Source organism: Aliiruegeria lutimaris (genome assembly GCF_900099935.1).
Classification (GTDB): domain Bacteria; phylum Pseudomonadota; class Alphaproteobacteria; order Rhodobacterales; family Rhodobacteraceae; genus Tropicimonas; species Tropicimonas lutimaris.
In genome coordinates, this window is record NZ_FNEK01000034.1 from 14,653 (window position 1) to 35,279 (window position 20,627).

The following is a 20,627-nucleotide window of genomic DNA, read 5'->3' on the forward strand; positions in this document are numbered from 1 at the left end:
CACTGTAAAGCATAATTTTTGTGACACAGTACAACCGACCCGCAAGATGTTGCGGCCATACAGACCCGTAGTGGTGAAAGCAGGGCCAATTCGGCCTGCAATTCAAGGCCGGGATGCGAAAAGCCGCGCCAGTTTGCATGGCGCGGCCCTTAAGGCATCAGGTGCGGTCCGCGATATTATGACTCAGATCGGAGCCTGCGCCGGAACCGAATGTTAACCCGCTGTTAAGACTGGTTAATCTTTGATTCGAGCGCTTCGATTCGTGCCTTGAGCGCTTCGTTTTCCTCGCGCGCTTTCTGGGCCATCGCCCGTGCCGCGTCGAACTCTTCGCGCGTGACGAAATCGCGGTCGGCCATCCAGCGGTCGATCATGGATTTGAAAGCAGTCTCGGCCTCGTCCTTCGCGCCCTGGGCCACACCCATCGCGTTGGTCATCAGCTGGGACATGTCATCGAAAAACCTGTTGCGGCTTTGCATGGGGCACCCGTTCGTTACATCTGGCTCCTATATGGCGTTCAAGGCGGTCAGCCTCAAGGTTGACTTTGCCACAGTGAGGAGATCAACAGCGAAACCATGCAGGCAGTCATTCCATTTCCCGAGCTGAGCCCCGAGATCTTTTCCATCTCCCTGTTCGGGATGGAGTTCGCCCTGCGCTGGTATGCGCTGGCCTATATCGCCGGGCTCCTGCTCGGCTGGCGGCTGGTGGTGGCGTTGATGAAGCGCCCGACCTTGTGGCCGGAAAACCGCCCGCCGATGCAGCCGCAGCAGGTGGAAGACCTGCTGACCTGGGTTATTCTCGGCGTCGTTATCGGCGGCAGGCTCGGCTTCGTGCTGTTCTACAAACCCGCCCATTACCTCGCCAACCCGGTCGAGATCCTTGCCGTCTGGGAGGGAGGCATGTCCTTTCATGGCGGCTTGCTCGGGGTTGTGATCGCCACCTGGCTCTGGACCGGCAAACACGCCATCGCCCGCATGAGCGCCGCCGACGCGCTGGCCATGGCAGCACCGCCGGGGCTGTTCTTTGGCAGGCTGGCCAATTTCATCAATGGCGAGCTTTGGGGCCGCCCGAGCGACGTTCCCTGGGCGATGAAATTCCCCACCATGTGCGTTGATCCCGGCTGGCAAGGTTGCCCGATACCCGGCGAATGGTTCTATTACGGCGGCGAGTTGGCACGCCATCCGAGCCAGCTCTATGAGGCGGCGTTGGAAGGGCTGGTGCTCGGGGCTGTTCTTCTATGGCTGGCCCTGCGCCGCGGCGCGCTCAAACGGCCCGGTATCGTCACCGGAAGCTTCTTTGCCGGCTACGGAATTTCACGGTTCATCGTCGAATATTTCCGGCAGGCGGATGCGCAATTCATCACCCCGGACAACCCGATCGGCTTCGTGATCGGACAAGGGACCATAGGTGTGACGATGGGGCAGTTGCTCTCGCTTCCCATGATCCTGCTTGGGCTGGCGCTCATCGCCTATGCGCGGCGGCGCGTTCCGGCGCCGGCATGAATGCGCTCGCCGACATTCTGCGCCGCCGAATCGCGCATACTGGCCCGATGACTCTGGCCGAGTACATGGCGGAATGCCTGCTGCATCCGGAGCATGGCTACTACACGACCGAAACCGTCTTTGGCGCCAAGGGGGATTTCGTGACGGCCCCCGAGATCAGCCAGATGTTCGGCGAATTGCTCGGCCTTGCGCTTGCGCAGGCGTGGATGGACCAGGGTGCACCCTCGCAAGCGGTTCTGGCTGAGGCCGGTCCGGGGCGTGGAACGCTGATGTCGGACATGCTGCGGGCAATGCGACCGGTTCCGGGCCTGCTGGACGCATTCGAGATCCAGCTGATCGAGGCCAGCCCCAAGCTTAGGGCGCGACAGCGGGAAGCCTTGTCCGGCTATCGACCGAACTGGCTCAATACGGTGCGCGATCTGCCCGAGGCGCCGCTTTTCTTCGTCGCCAACGAGTTCCTCGACGCGCTTCCCATCCGGCAGTTCGTGCGGCAAGGGCAAGACTGGAGCGAGCGGCTCGTCCGGGAGGACGGCGGCGGTCTTGCCGTTGCCCTCACGGAACCGGCGCCGTTTGCCGAACTGGACCACCGCCTCGCCGATACGCGCGACGGCGATGTCGTCGAATACTGTCCCTCCCTGCCTTCCGTCGTCGGTGAAATCTCCGGCCGGATTGCCCGCCATGGCGGACTGGCGCTCTTCGTCGATTACGGCGACTGGAAATCGCGCGGCGATACGTTTCAGGCGGTCCAAAATCACCAACCCGTAGACCCCTTCACCGCACCGGGGACGGCCGATCTGACCGCGCATGTCGATTTCGAGGCAATCGCGCGGGTCGCAACCGCCGAGGGCGCTCACGCCACGCCGATGATCGCGCAGGGTCTGTTTCTTGAGCAACTCGGAATAACACAACGTGCCCAAGCTCTTGCGAGGGCAATGCCCAATCCGAAGGCCATGGAAGAACATATCGCCGCGCATAGGCGCTTGACCCACCCGCAGGAAATGGGTTCGCTCTTCAAGGCAATTGCCATTCACCCGACAGGGGCGCCCACGCCTCCCGGATTCGAGACATGACGCTGGAAATTCTGACTTCGGACATTCTCTCGCCCTTGCGGCACGGTTTTTTCACGCGACGCGGCGGGGCCTCTTCCGGCGTGTTCGAAGGGTTGAATTGTGGAAGGGGTTCCTCCGACCAATCGGAAATCGTTTCAATCAACCGCGAACGAGTTGCCGCCTCCATGGGCGTGAAGACCACGGAGTTGATTTCCATGAACCAGGTCCATTCACCGGAAGTGGCCGTCGTGGAAGGCCCTCTCGAGACGGCCCCGAACGTGGATGCGCTGGTAACCGACCGCCCGGGACTGGCTTTGTCGGTTCTGACGGCCGACTGCCAGCCCGTGCTTTTTGCCGACCACGAGGCCGGCGTCATCGGCGCCGCCCATGCGGGATGGCGCGGGGCGCTGGCCGGCGTGCTGGAAGCCACGCTGAGGCGCATGGAGACGCTCGGCGCGCATCGCGAGAACACGGTGGCCGTGATCGGTCCGACCATCAGCCAGCGCGCTTACGAGGTCGACTGGGATTTCTATGACCAGTTCGTTGCCGACGATCCGGAAAGCCAGCGTTTCTTTGCCGGGAATGGCGGTGAAAAGGCCCAGTTTGACCTGCCCGCCTACGGCCTTCACCGCATGCGGCGCGCCGGGATCGGCCAGGCCCTCTGGACCCGCCACTGCACCTATAGCGACCCGCAACGTTTCTTTTCCTACCGTCGGACCGTTCATAGGAAGGAAGCCGATTATGGCCGGCTGATATCGGTCATCCGGCTCTAGAAACAGGCCGCCTTTAGGCTTCCAGATTGTCCCCGTTCTGCCTCAGTGGCGCCCAATTGGACCTGCAGTTTATCGACATGCAGGAAACGAAGGCGCCACGGAAGGCCATCGAAGAAGGAACGAGAGCATGAACAACGAGAGACGCTGGCTGGAATCGGTTCTGAAAGCTGCCGAGGAATCCACCGTTGTCATGCCGTGGGCGCGCGGGACCCGACGCAAGGAAATGATCTCCCGCCGCATCGAGATGGAAGAGCCGGACGTCCTGAGCGCCTGACCCGCACCTCTCCCCGAATTTTCTCCCACGCCCACCGATCGCCCCTGACGGTGGGCGTTTCGATTCGGACTCTGCCACCTCATCGAGCCGCATCTATCCCAGTCAGGGAAACAACCCCTGCCGATCGCCCTGTATTGGATCGAAGACTCTCTGCAATCGCCCGGAAATTTTGACATTTGATGGTCAACTCCGGCATCAAAGGGGCCAAGACACGTCCTTCTGCGACCTGGTGGGGGCCACGGCAGATGCGACCGACCGGAAGGATCGATTGCATGGTGACCCCACGCGTAACCGTCGGCGCGCTTGCGACGGAGAGATCTGGCTTCGAAGCCAGTATGTCCGAAAGGACCGTTCGTTCGGATCGGCAACCTCGGTGCGCATCGCCTCTCTCACGCCATTACGAGGTTGCCTACCTGACTCTTCGCGGCGAGATCGAGCAATTCACCACGCACGCCCCGGCGACCCCGGCTTTCGAGGATGCCTTCATGGCCTTCGCCCGCGGCACCCTGATCGCGACTGAAAACGGCCAGACGGCTGTCGAGGACCTTGAACCCGGCATGCTCGTTTACACCGCCTCGGAACAGTTACGACCGCTTCTTTGGGTCGGCTCGACCACCTTCGCTCCCACTGCCTTCAACGAGCATGCAGGCGATTTGCCCCGCCTGACGCGGATTGCCAGCGACACGTTCGGGCTGGACAGACCCGCCCCGGACCTGGTGTTGGGCCCGCGCGCCCGCACGCTGTTTCGTAGCAACCGGTGCCGCGAGATGCTTGGCGCCGACAAGGCCTTTGCCCCCGCCCATGCGCTTATGGACGGGATTAACGTCATTGGCCTCAACCCGATGGCGCCGATTCAGCTCTATCATCTCTTTCTGCACGGTCAGCAGGTGATCCGTGCAAATGGGATCGAGGTCGAAAGCTTCCATCCCGGCCAGCACATCGAGTCCATGATGGATCCCGAGGACCGCGAGGAGTTCCTCGGCCTGTTTCCCTGGATCACGCGCTTCGACCGCTTCGGCCCGATGCGCATCCCGCGTCTGACGGCCTTCGAGTTCGAATCTCTGCGAAGCGGTTAGCAGTGGCCAATAGCGCGCGCCGCTCCGGCGACGGGGAACAGCGCGCTCATTCCTCTTCTGCCAGCTTCAACACCGGCGCCGGCGCCAGAAGGTCGCTCGTGTCGAGCGGCACCTTCGGTTTTCCAAGTCGATAGCGTGTCACCCAGATGAGCTGCTCCTCTGCGCGCGTGATCGCGACATAGGCTAGGCGCTTCCAGAGCGGCTGGCCAGCTTCCACCCGCCCAGCCCGAGCCGCACCGTAGAGGTCTGGCGCGAAAACCTGCACCACGGGCCATTGCGACCCCTGCGCCTTGTGGATCGTTACGGCCGCACCATGCAGGAAAGTCGCCCCCATTCGGGCGGCAAAGGGGATAAAGGGCTCTTCCTCGTCCGGCTTCTCGATCTTCACGATCGAGGCCGCCGAGAGGCGCGGATCCTCTGCCCCAATCACGTGAAGCTGAGAGAATCCGGGCTTTCGCCCCGGCCCCAGATAGACAACCTGCGCCCCCTTGATCAGCCCGCGTGCCTCGAGATCGAGTCGCTTCTTGCGGTGCTTGACCGGCAATTCGATTCCATCGCAAACGAGCGGCTCGCCGGGAAGCAGGCTGTCCTCGGGCGCGCCATAGGCGCTCCGGAAGGCGTGGATCAGGCGGATCCGCGTCGCGTTGCGCCAAACCAGCACCGGGGAGCGCGCCATGAGCTCCGATTCAACCCGCTGGCCGATCCGGACCCGTTCATCCTGACGCGCGGCATCTTCCACCATGGCCTCGAATTGCTCGAAGCTTAGCTCCGGATCTGCCAGGGCATGGGCAAGGTCGAGAATCGGATTGTCGCCGGATTGCCGGTGGACACGATGCAGGACCGCCTTCCGCTTCTCCGGCAGGGTCTCAAAGACCATCTCGCCGGAATTGTTTACCGGGGCGAGCTGGGCCGGGTCGCCGAACAGGATCAGCGTGGGGAAAATCTCCTGCAGATCCTCGAATTGACGTCGGTCCAGCATCGAGCTTTCGTCCACAAAGCCGATATCAAGAGGATCTTCGCGTCGCTTCCAGCCGGTGATGAAATCTGATCCGCGCAGCCCGGCCGAGGCAAGCGCACCGGGAATGGATTTGTGGGACTGGTAGAAGGCGAAGGCGCGATCCAGCGCTGCATCCGTCAGCCCCTCGATCTCGGGCCGCTCGCCCTGCCCGGCCAGCCATTCAGCGATTCGTTCGTATTCGGGGTCATAGACCGGCGTGTAGAGGATCCGGTGGATCGTCGTCGCCGGCACGCCCCGGTTGCGCAGCACACTCGCGGCCTTGTTGGTGGGTGCGAGAATCGCAAGCGTTCGTCGGTCGCGCCGTCGCTTGCCCTCCCAGTCGCCCGAAACGATATCGACTCCGATTTGTTCGAGTTCCTGCGCGAGGCGGGCCAGCAGCAATGTCTTGCCCGAGCCCGCCTTGCCTATCACGGCGAGCGCCCCCGTGACCGTATCGGACCGGGGCAGCAACACCTCACTTACAAGGTCGACTCCGGCGGAGGCCAGAACCTCGGCCGCGCGATCCCAGGCTTCTGCCTGGTCTTCGGAAAATGTCAGGGCCGTTGGTGGCATTCCCGGACCCTACTGCCTGCAGAATCCGGGCGCCAGATACCCGCGTCGCTTTCGCCGCGGTCAACGGTGATTTCCTGAGATCAGGCCGTCGCAGCAATGGGATGCCGCGGCGCCCGGTTGAAAGAGAGATCGAACCACGACAGCGAGGTTTCGCGGTCAATTCCGAGACGCTTGAGCGTGGGCGCCCAAGCCTCCGGCTTCATCTCCCAAAGGCCGGCGCCGATGCGGTTCTTGCCTTCACCGGTGATGCCGACGATGTCGGGGTCCACATGATAAAGACGATAGATCCGTTCCATCCGAGGATCGAAGACACCGCAGAAATGGGAGAGCATGAAATTGTCCATCAGCTCTCCGCCCCCCAGAACGAGGGCCGCAGCGGCGCGGCGGTCAGCCCGCGGGGAGATGCAGAATCGCGTGCACTCCCAGATGAAGGGCGATTCGATTTTCACACCGTCCAGAAGATGTGAAAAATGTTCGTTGATCATCGTCCGTCCGGTTGTCGGCAGGAAGCGCATGGAGCCGCCATGGCTCCCATCTTCCAGTTCCCAGATCACGTAGAGCGGGTTCAATACATCATATTGATCGCGCTCTTCTCCCCGTGAGTTCACGGAGACTTCCCAACCGAGGCGGTGGGAGAATTGCTCGGCCCTATCCTGGAACATTGTGTCCCGGAGTTTGGCAAAGCGGTCGAGGTCAGTTCCATACACATAACGCAGCATGACGAGAGGCTCCTTTCCGTCAGGTGAGGAAAAGATTGTCCAATCTTAGTTAACAGAAGCCTACTTTTGATTGCAATTGAGGGGCCGACTTTGCCAAAAAATATCAAAATGCCGTCAGACGACGATCAAACCGCGACTTAGCGCCCGTGCGACCGCGTGGGTTGTATTCAAAGCGCCAAGTTTGTGCCGCGCCGCTTCGATGTAAACGCGCAAGGTATGTTCCGAGATCTCCATCTCCTGGGCCGCCTGCGCGCGACTCATTCCTTTGGCCAGGTAGGTCATGGCAGCAAGCTCACGCGGCGAAAGCGTGGGCGTAGGCGCCGAGTCGCCTTCCTGTTCGAACTCCAAGGCCCGCTTGTTGAATTCATGCGCGATAATCATGAGATCCCGCATGTTCTCGTCCACGAATGTGGCCCAGCTGTAGTCGTCGCAATTATGCGAGGCGGTGAAGAGTGCAAATTGACCGGCTGGACCGCGAATCGGTATGGAGAGCCCCTGGTTGCCGACGCCATACTCGACAGCCTCGCGGAAAAAGGCGCGTGACGCGCGGCTGGACCAGTCCAACTCCTTCCAGTCGACCGGGTTGAACCGTTGCAGACAGCCGAGAATGACCGGGTCCATGCGCAGATAGTCTTTCTCGACATAGCGATCGACCCAATCCTGGCTGTAGGTCCCCGCCCCGAAACGCTCACCGACGGAATTCACCCAGTGGTAGACGATGTGCGCGATCCCGAGAATCTCCCGCAACTGCTCAGTCGCGGTTTGCAGATCCCCTACATCGTCGGCCTTCTGGACCAATTCACAGAGCGCTTCGAGCTTCTCCTTCATAACTTGCCGGCTTCGGCTGTCTCCTTTCGATTCCGTTCGGAACCGACGCAACGGTCCGAGTGGCGATCTCAGCACTAGCAACGAACCTGGCATCGTCCAGCTGCTCCGAGAGGGCGCGCAGGTTATGTTTATGTGCATATGCACCCAGATCGGTCAGGACGTCCAGTATCCACTCGTGATTCATTTCAGAGTCTCTTTCCACCGCTGCAGTAAATCCTTGCCACAACCTTAACACGAGAGCGGATGCGACAGAATTCGCGTCTTTATCCTCCCCATAAATAGCGAGAACGCGAAAAATAAACCCCTAAAAATTTGTATTTTCCGGCCCAAATCCAGATTAAATATGCTTGATTCTCTGAGCTAATGATAAGGGAGGAAAGCTCACACCTTCTCCGGCCTATTCACGCTAACCGATCAACTTGTGAATTGGATTTAATAGCGCTTGAGAACAATGCGAGTCTCGCAACGGCGTTCCGCATAGCGCAGAGAATCTTGCCAATCGATGACAGCCTCCTTTGGCAGAAACGGCGAACAAACGAACCAAAACGAAAATCGCCGCCTGAGGCCAGGCGGCGATCCGTTTGCTGTCCGTGCCCGTGGCCGCGATCAGGCGCCGCGAGCCTCCAGAGCATCTTCAAGCGTGCGCAGGCCGGTCGTCGGGACCTGCACCAGCACGGACATGTTGCCCGGCTTGTGCTCGTTGCGCAGCATCTTCATGTGGGCAGCCGGGATCTCGTCCCAGGAGAAGACCTCCGACATGCAGGGGTCGAGGCGCCGCTCCACCATCAGCCGGTTGGCCGCGGCGGCCTGTTTCAAGTGGGCGAAGTGGGAACCTTGCAGGCGCTTCTGGTGCATCCAGATGTAGCGCACGTCGAAGGTACAGTTGAAACCGGTGGTACCGGCGCAGATCACGACCATGCCGCCCTTCTTGCAGACGAAGGAGGAGACCGGGAAAGTGGACTCGCCGGGGTGCTCGAACACCATGTCCACATTGTTGCCCTTGCCGGTAATGTCCCAGATCGCCTTGCCGAACTTGCGGGCTTCCTTGAACCACGCGGCATATTCCGGCGTGTTGACCGTCGGCAACTGCCCCCAGCAGTCGAAGTCCTTGCGGTTGATCACGCCTTTTGCGCCAAGATTCATCACGAAGTCGCGCTTGTCCTCGTCGGAGATCACGCCAATCGCGTTGCCGCCAGCGGCATTGATGAGCTGGATGGCATAGGAGCCCAGACCGCCCGAGGCGCCCCAGACCAGCACATTCTGGCCGGGCTTCAGCTCATGCGGGTGGTGACCAAAAAGCATCCGGTAAGCGGTGGCCAGCGTCAGCGTGTAGCAGGCGCTTTCCTCCCAAGTCAGGTGCCGCGGACGCGGCAGAAGCTGCTGCGCCTGAACATTGGTAAACTGGGCAAAGGAGCCGTTCGGGGTCTCGTAACCCCAGATCCGCTGGCTCGGAGAATACATCGGGTCGCCACCATTGCATTCCTCGTCGTCGCCATCATCCTGGTTGCAGTGGATCACGACTTCGTCGCCGACCTTCCAACTGCGCACCTTGTCACCGACGGCCCAGACGATCCCCGAGGCATCGGAGCCGGCAATGTGATAGTCGGCTCCATGGCCGTCAAAGGGAGAAATCGGCACACCGAGACCGGCCCACACACCGTTATAGTTGACGCCCGCGGCCATCACGAGAACCAGCACTTCATGGCTGTCGAGCTTTGGCGTGTCGACCACTTCCACCTGGAACGATTTGTCCGGCTCGCCGTGGCGCTCGCGACGGATTGCCCAAGCGTACATCTTGGGCGGCACGAAGCCCATCGGGGGGATTTCGCCGATCTCGTAGAGGTCCTTTTCCGGGGCCTCGTAACTTGCGTGGGTCATGTCATCCAGAGCCATGTAAGCCTCCCTGTCATCACTTGCCGCGTCGCAGAATCAACGCGGGTTTCGAGATTTGATACGGTGCGTCGCGCAACATTGCAATCGGACTTTGGTGTATTTTTGTAACTTTATGTCTCTCGGAATTGCAGCTCTCCACAGAAACCTCAGAAAACACCCAATTTCTCTGCGCGCTGCAGACGCAAAGATCCGCATCCAGATCCTGCCGCAACGCAGCGAATTGACAGAGCTATAATATTTCGCATAACTCACCCAGAACGAAATCATATTGCCCATCCTGACTCGGGAGGACTCCGATGAGCGACGCGAAGAAAGACCGCCCCTGGCTGTTCCGTACCTATGCCGGCCACTCGACCGCGAAAAAGTCGAACGAGCTCTACAGGACCAACCTCGCCAAGGGACAGACCGGCCTCTCGGTCGCTTTCGACCTGCCAACCCAGACCGGCTATGACAGCGACCACCAACTGGCGCGCGGCGAGGTTGGCAAGGTCGGTGTGCCGGTGGCTCATCTGGGTGACATGCGGGCGCTCTTCGACCAGATCCCGCTGGAACAGATGAACACCTCGATGACCATCAACGCTACGGCGCCGTGGTTGCTGGCGCTCTATATTGCGGTGGCCGAGGAGCAGGGCGCGGATATCTCCAAGCTGCAGGGTACGGTGCAAAACGACATCATCAAGGAGTACCTGTCGCGCGGCACTTATATATGTCCGCCGAAACCGTCGCTGAAACTCATCACGGACGTGGCCGAGTATTGCTATTCGGCGGTTCCAAAGTGGAACCCGATGAATGTCTGCTCCTACCATCTGCAGGAGGCGGGTGCGACGCCCGAGCAGGAACTGGCTTTCGCGCTGGCCACGGCGCAAGCGGTGCTGGACGGGCTAAAGGACAAGGTGCCGGCAGAAGATTTTCCCAAGCTTGTCGGCCGCATCTCGTTTTTCGTGAACGCCGGCATCCGGTTTGTCACCGAGATGTGCAAGATGCGCGCCTTCGTCGATCTCTGGGACGAGATCTGCCGCGAGCGCTATGGCGTCGAGGATGCGAAATACCGCCGCTTCCGCTACGGCGTTCAGGTGAACTCGCTCGGCCTGACCGAGCAGCAGCCGGAAAACAACGTCTACCGTATCCTGATCGAGATGCTGGCCGTAACGCTGTCGAAAAAGGCCCGTGCCCGCGCCGTGCAGCTTCCTGCCTGGAACGAGGCGCTCGGTCTTCCCCGCCCCTGGGACCAGCAATGGTCGCTCCGCATGCAGCAGATCATGGCCTATGAAACCGACCTGCTGGAATACGAGGACCTGTTCGACAACAACCCCGCCGTCGAGGCCAAGGTGGAGGCGCTAAAGACCGGCGCCCGCCACGAGCTTGCCAACCTCGAGGGCATGGGCGGCGCTATCGGCGCGATCGAGTATATGAAATCGCAACTCGTGAACTCGAACGCGGACCGTCTGAACGACATCGAAGCGGGCGAGACCACGGTTGTCGGCGTCAACCGCTGGACCGAAGGCGAGCCGTCCCCGCTGATGGACGAAGAAGGCGGTATCATGGTGGTCGATCCGGCGATGGAGCAGGATCAGATCGACCGGCTGAACGCCTGGCGGGCCGAGCGCGATGACTCGGCCGTGAAGGCTGCCCTGGACGCGCTGCGCGATGCCGCCCGCAACGGCGACAATGTCATGATCCCATCCATCACCGCCGCAAAGGCCGGAGTGACGACGGGCGAATGGGCCGGCGTCATGCGCGAGGTCTTCGGCCAGTTCCGTGGACCGACCGGCGTCTCCCGCGCTGTTTCCAACAAGACCGAAGGTTTGGACGAGATCCGCTCCGCCATCGACGCCGTTTCCGACCGTCTAGGCCGGAGGTTGAAATTCCTGATGGGCAAACCGGGTCTGGACGGCCATTCCAACGGCGCAGAGCAAATCGCTTTCCGTGCCCGTGATTGTGGAATGGATATCGACTACGAGGGTATTCGTCTTACGCCCGAGGAAATTGTCGAGGCCTCGCTCAAAGGCGCGCCGCACGTTGTCGGCCTGTCTATTCTCTCGGGCAGCCATATACCACTGGTGTCCGACCTGATGGAGAAAATGCGCGCGGCCGGCTTGGGAAACACCCCCGTCGTGGTCGGGGGAATTATCCCGGATGACGACGCTGAAAGGCTGCTCGCAATGGGCGTGCGCAAGGTCTACACGCCCAAGGATTTCGAACTGAATCGGATCATGATGGATATTGTGACCCTGGCGGATCCAACGGAAATGGCGGCCGAGTAGCCCTTTTAGACAGGTCGCCACCACCAATTCCGGCCAATTCGTGAATATTGGCAAGATTCCAATTGATTTTCCCGATGACTGTGCTCATGAAACGAGTCCAAACATCGGGAGATAAAAATGGAAATCGACCTGAACAGCCTGTCCCGTTCCGAATTGGAAGCGCTCATCACGAATGCCAAAAAAGCGCTTTCGACGCTGGCCGAACGCGAACGGCAGGCCGCTTTGGACGCAGCTGAAGAAGCTGCACGCGCGCATGGTTTCAGCCTCAAGGAATTGACCGGTATCGCGCCCGCCAAGGCAAAGACGCGCGGCAAGGTCCCGCCCAAATACCGCAACCCCCAAGACCCTTCGGCAACCTGGAGCGGCCGTGGCCGCAAGCCGCAATGGATCAACGATGCGGAGGCCGCCGGCACCGACATAGCAGAATTCGAAATCTGAGGGGCGCAAGCGCGCCTGTCTCGGGCTATTGTAGACGGACCGCCTGCGCGGTCCGTTTTCATTGGAGGAACACATGACAGTTCATATCGGAGCGAAGCCCGGCGATATCGCCGAAACCGTCCTGATGCCCGGAGACCCGTATCGGGCAAAGTGGGCTGCAGAGACTTTCCTGGAAAATGCGGTCTGCGTTAACGAGGTCCGGGGAATGCTCGGGTTTACCGGCTCATGGAAAGGCAATCGCGTGACTATTCACGGGTCCGGAATGGGAATGCCGTCCCTGTCGATTTATACCAACGAACTCATTCGGGATTACGGCGCGCAGACGCTTATTCGCATAGGTTCGGCCGGAGGAATGCAGGACGATGTGAAAGTGCGCGACATTGTCCTCGCCATGACCGCCTCAACCCTGTCCACACCCTCGAGCGGCATCTTCCGCGAATTGAACTACGCGCCTTGCGCGAATTACGAATTGCTTTCGGCGGCGGCAAAGGCGGCCGCAACGCGGGATGTCGACACCCATGTCGGCGGCATCTATTCCTCTGATGTCTTTTACGATGAACGGCCCGACCTCGTGGAGCAATTGGCCCGCCACGGAACCCTTGCCGTCGAAATGGAGGCCGCCGAGCTTTACACGGTCGCTGCGCGTTTTGGCCGCCGGGCTCTGGCGATCCTGACAATTTCGGATCACCTCAAGACCGGCGAGGCGCTGCCGAGCGACCAGCGCGAAAAGAGCTTCGGCGACATGGTCGAGATCGCCCTCGAAGCGGCCTTCGCCTGATCACGATCCCGGGCAGGGGCGGATCGCCGCCCCGCTCGCGTCTCTGCTTGCCCTGCCCTGCCCGCTCGCGCTAATCGCGGAACATGGCCAAGCTCTACTTTCATTACTCCACCATGAATGCCGGCAAGTCGACGATCCTGCTGCAGGCATCGCATAACTACCGTGAACGCGGCATGCAGACCTACTTGCTGACGGCCGGCGTCGATACCCGCGCGGGCATCGGCAAGATCGGGTCCCGGATCGGCATTTCCGCGGAAGCGGACGTGTTCTCCGAACAGGACGACCTCTACGAGAAGATCCGCCAACGTCGGCAGGAAGGCCCCTGCGCCTGCGTCTTTGTCGACGAGGCGCAGTTTCTGAGCGAAACGCAGGTCTGGCAATTGGCGCGCGCCGTGGACGATATCAAGATACCAGTCATGTGCTACGGCCTGCGCGTGGACTTCATGGGACACCTGTTCCCCGGATCGGCCACGTTGCTCGCGCTTGCCGACGAGATGCGCGAGATCCGGACGATCTGCCATTGTGGACGCAAAGCGACGATGGTCGCGCGCATGGGGCCGGACGGGCGTGCGCTGGTTGAAGGCGAACAGGTACAGATCGGCGGCAACGAGACCTATGTCTCGCTATGCCGCAAGCACTGGCGCGAAGCGGTGGGAGACGTGGAACCTACTGCGCCAGAAGCCGAAGCCCCTGCGTGACATCGCTGCGCACAGCGAGCCGCAGCGAGGGTTCATCCCCGGCCTTGAGTGCGGCAATGATCAGCTTGTGGTGATAGGGTGCGTCCTGCCGCTGCAGCCGATCATAAAGCAGCCCCATCGTCGGCCCCAGTTGCAACCACACCGTCTCGGCCATGGCCAGCATCGCCGGCGCCTGCGCGCGCAGGTAGAGCGTACGATGGAACTCCAGGTTCGTCTTGATATAGACCGATGCGTCGGGTCGGGCGTTTACCGTGGCAATATTGGCGTTGATGCTCTGCAACCGCTCGATCAGCGCCATATGGGCCCTTGGGAGGGCACGTGAGGCCAGCTCGGGCTCCAGCAGCGCTCGCAGCGCAGCAAGCTCCTCGATGCGCTCAGCGGTCAACTCCGGCGTCGAGACCCGCCCGGACGCTGAGAGCATCAACGCCCCTTCGGCCACCAGCCGCCGCAGCGCTTCACGCACCGGCGTCATCGAAACGCCGAAGTCCTTGGCGATACCGCGCAGCGTCAGCGCCTGCCCCGGCAAAAGTTCGCCATGCATGATCCGGGTCCGCATCGTGCGATAGATCCGGTCATGCGCGGCCGCTGTCGGTCCGCCATGGGTTGAGTTCTCGGAAGGGCGCGAGTTGAGAAACATAGCGAATACTGCCCACGCATTCCGGGCCGGGTCAATCCGCCCGCTCGGCGAAACGATAGCGGTGCAACGTCTCGCCATGGCTGCGCAGCCAGACGCGATGCGCCTGGTAGCCCGGATAGAGCCGTTCAACCTGCGCCCAGAAGCGCGGCCCGTGGTTCATTTCGGCCAGATGAGCCACCTCATGCGCCGCCACATAGCGCAACACCTCGGGCGGTGCCAGGATCAGGCGCCACGAGTACATCAGCGCGCCTGCCGACGAACACGACCCCCAACGCGAACACGTGTCCCGCAGGGTTATCCGGCTGTAGTCACGCCCCAAACCCTCGGCAAAATGGTCGGAAGCCGCGACCAACCGGTCCCGGGCAAGCGCGCGCAGAAGGGCCAACACGGCCGCGGGGGCGGATTTGCTCCGCTGAGACACCACGATTCGCCCCCCCTCCATGTCGAGAAGGTTTCGACTTCCGGCTTCGATCCGCATCTGCCGGCCGTCGACCGGAAGGGAGGCGCCGAAATCCGCCAGAACCTCGGAAGGTCGGTCCGCGAGCCGCGTGCGGATCCAAGCAGCCTTTTCCCGTGCGAATTCCAGCGCCCGCGCCGGCGAGGCGCTTTTCGGCATTGTGAGGGTCACCCGGCCGTCAAGCCGCGACACCCGCAATGAGTATCGGCGCGCTCGTGCGGAGCGCCGCAGGACAAGTCGAACAGGCGGGTCGCCCTCCAGCACATGTTCACTCATAGCGTCCCTTTCCCGGCCGAGTCGCTTTAGGTTTGACAGGCCCGCATTCCTGTGGCATCGGGCAGCGTTCATAATCCGCCCTCAGTTGAAGGACCATCCGATGCCCAAGGAAGAATGGGGAGTCAAGCGCGTCTGCCCGACCACCGGAAAGCGGTTCTACGATCTCGGTCGGGATCCGATCGTAAGCCCGTATACCGGAGAGATCGTGCAGCTCGACACCGGGAACAAGTCCCGCGTCCTGATCAAGGACGAGAAGGACAAGCAGTCCGCACCCGAAGAAGAAGTCCTGATCGATGACGATGACGATCTGGATGCAGACACCGATGTCGATCTCGGTGATGACGTGCTCGACGACGATGCCGACGATGACAACGTCTCGCTCGACGAAATTGCCGATGTTGGTTCGGATGACGACGACTCGTAAATATCTTTTTTCGGGGAGTTCATTTTCTACTTGAACTCCCTCCAGCCGGTGAATACACACCGCGCTACCGGGGCCATAGCTCAGTTGGGAGAGCGCTTGCATGGCATGCAAGAGGTCAGGGGTTCGACTCCCCTTGGCTCCACCATCCACCCCTAAGTCATTGGTTTCACTGCAAGCCCTTGGTTTCATTGGGAGGATTTCACGGCCTGTTACAGTGAGGTATTACAGTGGCGGCTCTTGAAAAGATGCCCGGACACCCACGCCTCTACCGCCGAAAAAGCACCTTATACCACCGCGCCGCGATCCCCAGAGACATCTCCGAGACGTATCCCAAGAGCGAAGAGACCTTCTCGCTCCGGACTAACGAACACGGCGAGGCGGTTAGGCGTGTGCGGATTGCGGCTGTAGGAGTTGATCAGCGCTTCGGGAAGCACAGACAGTGGCTCGCGACCGCGCGCAGTGCGCCCTTGGACGAACTGCCGGAGGATCAGATCAATCTGATGAAGAAAGCCTACGTCCACTACCTTCTGGATGAGGACGACGAAGTGCGCCTTGAAGGGTTCATGGAGCAGGAAGACCGTTCGACGACGTTCGGAGGGCTATCGATCTTCGAGGCTGTCGACGAGGCGCTGAAAGACACGAGAGGTATGTTCGAAGAACGCTCCGAAACCGTGGATGCCATGCGCGAAGGAACCGCTGCAGGATGATGTGACGAATGACGGCAAGGACGCTAGAAGTCGCCGTTCATCCCGAATGCAGCATCAGTCAAAAAGGGCGGTTTTCGGACCTCCGCCACGATACGTTCGAATGGCCGGAGAGCGGGACAAAGTGAGCTTTCGCCGCAGGCACCCCGAAGTCGGTTACTACGTTTCGCGACATCCCGTTCCGGAAGGAATGGAGGAAGATGTGAACCCGCCGTGCTCGTGAGTTACCTTCCTGGCCAAGCCCAATACGGGCGTGTCACAAACGGCCAGGCGGCCCATCAAATCTGGGTCGCGGCGGTCGGGAGATCCGCGAAACCTGGACGGACGTTATCCCAAAATCTGTTGACCTAACGGAATTGAGCAGGTTCTGTGAACTATTCCATCTTGGCAAAAACGTCGTCGAGATGAATCCGAACCGAATAAAAATAAACAAATTCGCTAGGGAGGGACAGAATGTCAGAAAAGATAGTCGTCGGACTTGACGGCAGCGGGTCGGGCGCGCGCGCCGTCGACTACGCCAAGAAGCTGGGCGCCCTGATTGGGTCCTGCGAACTGATCCTGGTTTACGTCGTGGAATGGTCGCCGTTTTCCTTTCAGACTCCGGAAGAAAATGCAGAGCGCCACAAGCGCCGGCAAGAAGAAATTAAGCAGGCAATGGACCGTGTGGTCACCCCAGCCGTCGATGGCCTTAAGAAAGAAGGCTTCGAAACGCGCGGCGTGGTCCGGCACGGCGATGTCGCCGACACTCTCGAGCGCGTCGCGGTAGAGGAAAAGGCCGTCCAGATCGTGGTCGCCCGCGCTTCCGACACCGGCTTTGCTTCCCGAATATTCGGCTCGTCCACCGCAAATTTGGTCATGAATGCCAGCGTGCCCGTCACGGTCGTGAGCTAAGGAGAAAGTATATGAAACGCCTATTTCCCCTAGCCCTTTCCGGGCTGGCGCTCAGCGCGACCCCGCTGGCCGCACAAGAGGCAAAAACGATCGACGCGACCGTCAATGAGGCTTTCGCAGCTGTGACCGGCCCCTTCGTCAGCCTGATCTTCGCACCCATCCCTGGCACATCGTTTCCGTGGATCGTCATGTGGCTGGTGATCGCCGCGTCGATCTTCACGATCTATTTTGGCTTTGTCCAGTTCAAGGCCTTCGGCCATTCGATCGCGCTGGTCAAGGGCGACTACTCCGACCCCGATGACGCAGGCGAGGTCAGCCATTTTCAGGCGCTGGCCACAGCGCTGTCAGGCACCGTGGGACTGGGCAACATCGCGGGAGTTGCGGTGGCCGTCGGCATCGGGGGTCCCGGGGCCACCTTCTGGATGATCCTCGCGGGCCTGTTGGGCATGGCTTCGAAGTTCACCGAGTGCACGTTGGGCGTGAAATACCGCAACGAGTATCCCGATGGCACCGTCTCCGGCGGCCCTATGTACTACATGTCGAAAGGGTTTGCCGAAAAGGGCACGCCGGGAGGCAAGATCCTTGCCGTTGTCTTTTCGATCTTCTGCATTCTCGGCGCGCTTGGTGGTGGCAATATGTTCCAGGCCAACCAGGCGCATCAGCAGATCGCGGGTATCGTCGGCGATTACCCTGGTTGGATCACCGGCCTGTTGTTCGCGGGGGTGGTCTTTGCGGTCATCGTTGGCGGCATCAAGTCGATCGCCCGGGTGACGGAGAAAGTCGTGCCGTTCATGGGGGTACTGTACGTTGGCACAGCGCTGATCATCCTGCTGGTGAACTTTGACAAGATAGGCTGGGCCTTCGGCCAGATCATCGATGGTGCGTTCACCGGCGCGGGCGTCGCTGGCGGCATGGTCGGCGCGCTGATCCAGGGCTTCAAGCGGGCGGCATTCTCGAACGAGGCCGGCGTTGGTTCGGCGGCCATCGCGCACTCGGCGGTCCGTACCAAGGAGCCGATAACCGAAGGCTTCGTGTCGCTTCTCGAGCCTTTCATCGACACCGTCGTGATCTGCACGATGACCGCGTTGGTCATTACCATTTCGGGCATGTTGATGATCGACCCGGCCTCGGGTGACTACATCCTCAACGGCAGTTCGATCCAGACCGTGGGTGATGTCTCGGGCGTCAGCCTGACCTCGGCGGCCTTCGCCACCGGTTTCAGCTGGTTCCCCTATGTCCTGGTCATCGCGGTGATCCTGTTCGCCTTCTCGACCATGATCTCGTGGTCTTATTATGGGTTGAAGGCATGGACCTACCTTTTCGGTGAAGGCAAGACGACCGAACTGATCTTCAAGATCATTTTCTGCGTCTTTGTCGTGATCGGCGCGGCCGCGAGCCTTGGGCCGGTGATCGACTTCTCCGACGCGGCGATCTTCGCTATGGCGGTGGTCAATATCTCGGCGCTTTACGTGCTTATGCCCATCGTGAAGGCAGAGCTTCAAAGCTATACGTCGCGGTTAAAGTCGGGTGAGATCAAGAAGTTCACCGGGCACTAGCCACGTGCCCCCCGGCGGGCCGGATCATACCCGGCCCGCCACCTCCATTTCCTGCGCGTATCGGCTCGTACGATTCGGACAGGCCGCGTTCAGGAACAGTTCCCTGCAATCGTCGTCTCCAGCCTCCACGCCGCCTACCCCGGTGTGAAGCATTGCCGGATATCTGAGTAAGCGGACGATTGCGCTTCTCAAGACCAGGAACTGGAGCGTTCTCGTCGCAGCGCATGTTTGGACGAGGCCGCGAGATGATGAAAGACGAGAGTTTGTGGATGGCCCCAATGGCCCGGCCGCTGGTTGGAGGGGCGAAAAGGGGCCGGGAAATTGCTTGCGCGTTGTGTGCTCACCCACCATGTCGAACGCATATTTCTTTTTCCGAAGACTCGAGTATTGCGTCCACCCGTTCGGCCCCCTCTCCGATAGCGGACGTTGGTCGCAACAAGGGTGATGGCCGGGTCGGCCACCAGTATTTCGCGGAACGCGCCTTGGATGTTGGGGAAGGGCAATGCCGAACCGTAGAACCGTATGTTGGGGCACTGGTTGTGCCGGCCTTATTGGCAATATTTGCAATTTCCACGGGGACATGATGGCGAGACGGCGACCAACTGCCCAACATCGAGCCCTTCGACGCCTTCGCCCACAGCGGTGATGAGCCCGGCCACTTCGTGGCCAAGGATCATCAACTCCTTCAAACGGATTGCACCGAAACCGCCGTGGTTGTCGTAATGCAGGTCGGAGCCACAGACGCCGCCAGCAGCAAGCCGCACCGCCACCTCGCATGGGCCAGGTTGCCCGGCCTCCTGCTCTTCGACCCGGAGATCCTTGGCCGCGTGAATTACGATGTTTTCGTTAAAGCCTCACAGAACGGGAGTGGGCAGGTCCTCGCCCGCGAAATGGGCCGAGAGGTTGTCACGTACCAGTTTGCCCATCGCCTTGCGGGTCTCGAACGTGCCCGAAGCGTGGTGGGGCTGGAGAAGGACGTTGTCGAGCTTGAGGAAGCGTTTATTCAGCGCTGGTTCGCCTTCAAAAACGTCCAGTGCCGCAGAACCGAGCGTGCCGTCTTCCAGCGCATCAAGAAGCGCCTCTTCGTCGACATTTGAAGCGCGGGAAACGTTGATGATCATCCCTTCCGGGCCGACCGCTTCGATCACCTCGCGGCTGACGATGTGGCGGGTTTCGGCTGAGGCTGCGAGGGTCACGAAAAGGAAATCGGACCGTTCGGCCAGGGCAACGGGATCGGCGATGAACTCCCAATCGGAAGCGTATTCCTTCGGGGCCACGTCGCTATAGGCGATATCCATGTCGAAACCGGACAACCGCTTGGCGACTTCGAAACCGATCCGGCCAAGGCCGAGAACACCAGCCCGCTTGCCGTGCACCCGGTTGCGGAGCGGATACAGCCCTTTGGCTGCCCAGCTTCCGTCTTTCACCCAGGTTTCGGCACCGATCATGCCGCGGGACTGGACCAGCATCATCGCCACGCCCAGATCGGCAACATCGCAGGTCAGCACGTCAGGCGTATTGGTCACTCGAATGCCGCGCTCGCGGCAGGCTTCCAGATCGACAGCGTCATAGCCCACCCCGTAGACCGAGATCACTTCCAGGTTGGGACAGGCGGAAATCATCGCGCGATCCGCCCCGAGCTCGCCGCGGGTGGCAATCCCGCGAATCGTCGGTCCAACCTCGGCAAGGAACGCCGCCTTGTCCGGCGCATCGAAATATCTATGCACGGAAAAGGCTTCGTTCAGAGGGATTTCATCCCATTCGGGATAGGGGCCGACCTGCAGGATTTCGGGGGTTTCCATATCTGCTTCTCCTCGCCTTGA

22 protein-coding genes and 1 tRNA gene are annotated in these 20,627 nt (G+C 60.8%); 14 read left to right on the forward strand and 9 right to left on the reverse strand.

Annotated elements, in window-relative coordinates; all coding sequences use genetic code 11:
• Window positions 1-224 precede the first annotated feature (224 nt).
• A complete protein-coding gene (locus BLR85_RS16005; RefSeq protein ID WP_093158133.1) occupies window positions 225-476 on the reverse strand; it encodes an accessory factor UbiK family protein in 252 nt (83 codons plus the stop codon).
• A 96-nt stretch (window positions 477-572) separates the two neighbouring features.
• On the opposite strand from BLR85_RS16005, the gene lgt reads away from it, so the two are divergent.
• From lgt to BLR85_RS16025, 5 genes are all read left to right on the forward strand, one after another.
• Window positions 573-1,499: a prolipoprotein diacylglyceryl transferase gene (lgt, locus tag BLR85_RS16010; protein WP_093158136.1), complete on the forward strand. Its 927-nt coding sequence runs from the start codon at window positions 573-575 to the stop codon at window positions 1,497-1,499.
• Window positions 1,496-2,569: a class I SAM-dependent methyltransferase gene (locus BLR85_RS16015; RefSeq protein ID WP_093158139.1), complete on the forward strand. Its 1,074-nt coding sequence runs from the start codon at window positions 1,496-1,498 to the stop codon at window positions 2,567-2,569. Before lgt ends, BLR85_RS16015 begins: the two co-directional genes overlap by 4 nt.
• Window positions 2,566-3,321: a peptidoglycan editing factor PgeF gene (gene pgeF / locus BLR85_RS16020; protein WP_093158143.1), complete on the forward strand. Its 756-nt coding sequence runs from the start codon at window positions 2,566-2,568 to the stop codon at window positions 3,319-3,321. The genes BLR85_RS16015 and pgeF overlap by 4 nt, the downstream gene beginning before the upstream one ends.
• Window positions 3,322-3,448: 127 nt before the next feature.
• Entirely contained in the window at window positions 3,449-3,595 is a 147-nt protein-coding gene (locus tag BLR85_RS29190; protein ID WP_170844597.1) for a hypothetical protein, read from the forward strand.
• Between the two features lie 272 nt (window positions 3,596-3,867).
• Window positions 3,868-4,671 (forward strand): Hint domain-containing protein, encoded by an 804-nt coding sequence (locus BLR85_RS16025; RefSeq protein WP_170844598.1) that lies wholly within the window; start codon window positions 3,868-3,870, stop codon window positions 4,669-4,671.
• Between the two features lie 46 nt (window positions 4,672-4,717).
• On the opposite strand, the gene BLR85_RS16030 is transcribed toward BLR85_RS16025, so the two are convergent.
• The 4 genes from BLR85_RS16030 to ccrA all read right to left on the reverse strand — a co-directional run bounded on the left by BLR85_RS16030 (window position 4,718) and on the right by ccrA (window position 9,681).
• Entirely contained in the window at window positions 4,718-6,241 is a 1,524-nt protein-coding gene (locus tag BLR85_RS16030; protein ID WP_093158153.1) for an ATP-dependent DNA helicase, read from the reverse strand.
• Window positions 6,242-6,321: 80 nt separating this feature from the next.
• Complete coding sequence (locus BLR85_RS16035) at window positions 6,322-6,960, reverse strand: acyl-homoserine-lactone synthase (protein WP_093158158.1); 639 nt, start codon at window positions 6,958-6,960, stop codon at window positions 6,322-6,324.
• A 114-nt stretch (window positions 6,961-7,074) separates the two neighbouring features.
• Window positions 7,075-7,788, reverse strand: coding sequence for a helix-turn-helix transcriptional regulator (locus BLR85_RS16040; RefSeq protein ID WP_093158163.1), 714 nt, complete (start codon window positions 7,786-7,788; stop codon window positions 7,075-7,077).
• Between the two features lie 606 nt (window positions 7,789-8,394).
• A complete protein-coding gene (gene ccrA, locus BLR85_RS16045; protein ID WP_093158168.1) occupies window positions 8,395-9,681 on the reverse strand; it encodes a crotonyl-CoA carboxylase/reductase in 1,287 nt (428 codons plus the stop codon).
• Between the two features lie 296 nt (window positions 9,682-9,977).
• Here ccrA and BLR85_RS16050 point away from each other — a divergent pair, with 296 nt between their 5' ends.
• From BLR85_RS16050 to BLR85_RS16065, 4 genes are all read left to right on the forward strand, one after another.
• A complete protein-coding gene (locus tag BLR85_RS16050; protein ID WP_093158173.1) occupies window positions 9,978-11,945 on the forward strand; it encodes a protein meaA in 1,968 nt (655 codons plus the stop codon).
• 117 nt (window positions 11,946-12,062) lie between these two features.
• Entirely contained in the window at window positions 12,063-12,383 is a 321-nt protein-coding gene (locus tag BLR85_RS16055) for an H-NS histone family protein (protein ID WP_093158177.1), read from the forward strand.
• A gap of 73 nt (window positions 12,384-12,456) precedes the next feature.
• Window positions 12,457-13,161, forward strand: a complete 705-nt coding sequence (deoD, locus tag BLR85_RS16060; RefSeq protein WP_093158183.1) for a purine-nucleoside phosphorylase — start codon at window positions 12,457-12,459, stop codon at window positions 13,159-13,161.
• An 83-nt stretch (window positions 13,162-13,244) separates the two neighbouring features.
• Entirely contained in the window at window positions 13,245-13,859 is a 615-nt protein-coding gene (locus tag BLR85_RS16065) for a thymidine kinase (protein WP_093158188.1), read from the forward strand.
• Here the strand turns inward: BLR85_RS16065 and BLR85_RS16070 are convergent.
• Window positions 13,828-14,496 (reverse strand): GntR family transcriptional regulator, encoded by a 669-nt coding sequence (locus tag BLR85_RS16070; RefSeq protein ID WP_093158192.1) that lies wholly within the window; start codon window positions 14,494-14,496, stop codon window positions 13,828-13,830. The genes BLR85_RS16065 and BLR85_RS16070 overlap by 32 nt on opposite strands.
• A gap of 31 nt (window positions 14,497-14,527) precedes the next feature.
• Window positions 14,528-15,229 (reverse strand): M48 family metallopeptidase, encoded by a 702-nt coding sequence (locus tag BLR85_RS16075; RefSeq protein WP_093158198.1) that lies wholly within the window; start codon window positions 15,227-15,229, stop codon window positions 14,528-14,530.
• A 100-nt stretch (window positions 15,230-15,329) separates the two neighbouring features.
• Between BLR85_RS16075 and BLR85_RS16080 the strand changes: the two genes are divergently transcribed.
• The 5 genes from BLR85_RS16080 to BLR85_RS16100 all read left to right on the forward strand — a co-directional run bounded on the left by BLR85_RS16080 (window position 15,330) and on the right by BLR85_RS16100 (window position 18,804).
• Window positions 15,330-15,653, forward strand: a complete 324-nt coding sequence (locus BLR85_RS16080; protein WP_093158203.1) for a TIGR02300 family protein — start codon at window positions 15,330-15,332, stop codon at window positions 15,651-15,653.
• Window positions 15,654-15,722: 69 nt separating this feature from the next.
• Window positions 15,723-15,798: transfer RNA gene (locus BLR85_RS16085), tRNA-Ala, on the forward strand.
• 82 nt (window positions 15,799-15,880) lie between these two features.
• Entirely contained in the window at window positions 15,881-16,360 is a 480-nt protein-coding gene (locus BLR85_RS16090) for a DUF6538 domain-containing protein (RefSeq protein WP_139188424.1), read from the forward strand.
• Window positions 16,361-16,810: 450 nt separating this feature from the next.
• Window positions 16,811-17,248: a universal stress protein gene (locus BLR85_RS16095; RefSeq protein ID WP_093158209.1), complete on the forward strand. Its 438-nt coding sequence runs from the start codon at window positions 16,811-16,813 to the stop codon at window positions 17,246-17,248.
• 11 nt (window positions 17,249-17,259) lie between these two features.
• The gene (locus tag BLR85_RS16100) at window positions 17,260-18,804 is read left to right on the forward strand and encodes an alanine/glycine:cation symporter family protein (RefSeq protein ID WP_093158212.1); all 1,545 of its coding nucleotides are present in this window, start codon (window positions 17,260-17,262) and stop codon (window positions 18,802-18,804) included.
• Between the two features lie 548 nt (window positions 18,805-19,352).
• Here BLR85_RS16100 and BLR85_RS29895 read toward each other — a convergent pair.
• Both BLR85_RS29895 and BLR85_RS16110 read right to left on the reverse strand, forming a co-directional pair.
• Complete coding sequence (locus tag BLR85_RS29895; RefSeq protein WP_425284487.1) at window positions 19,353-19,574, reverse strand: alcohol dehydrogenase catalytic domain-containing protein; 222 nt, start codon at window positions 19,572-19,574, stop codon at window positions 19,353-19,355.
• An 84-nt stretch (window positions 19,575-19,658) separates the two neighbouring features.
• Window positions 19,659-20,606: a 2-hydroxyacid dehydrogenase gene (locus tag BLR85_RS16110; protein WP_170844599.1), complete on the reverse strand. Its 948-nt coding sequence runs from the start codon at window positions 20,604-20,606 to the stop codon at window positions 19,659-19,661.
• Window positions 20,607-20,627 lie beyond the last annotated feature (21 nt).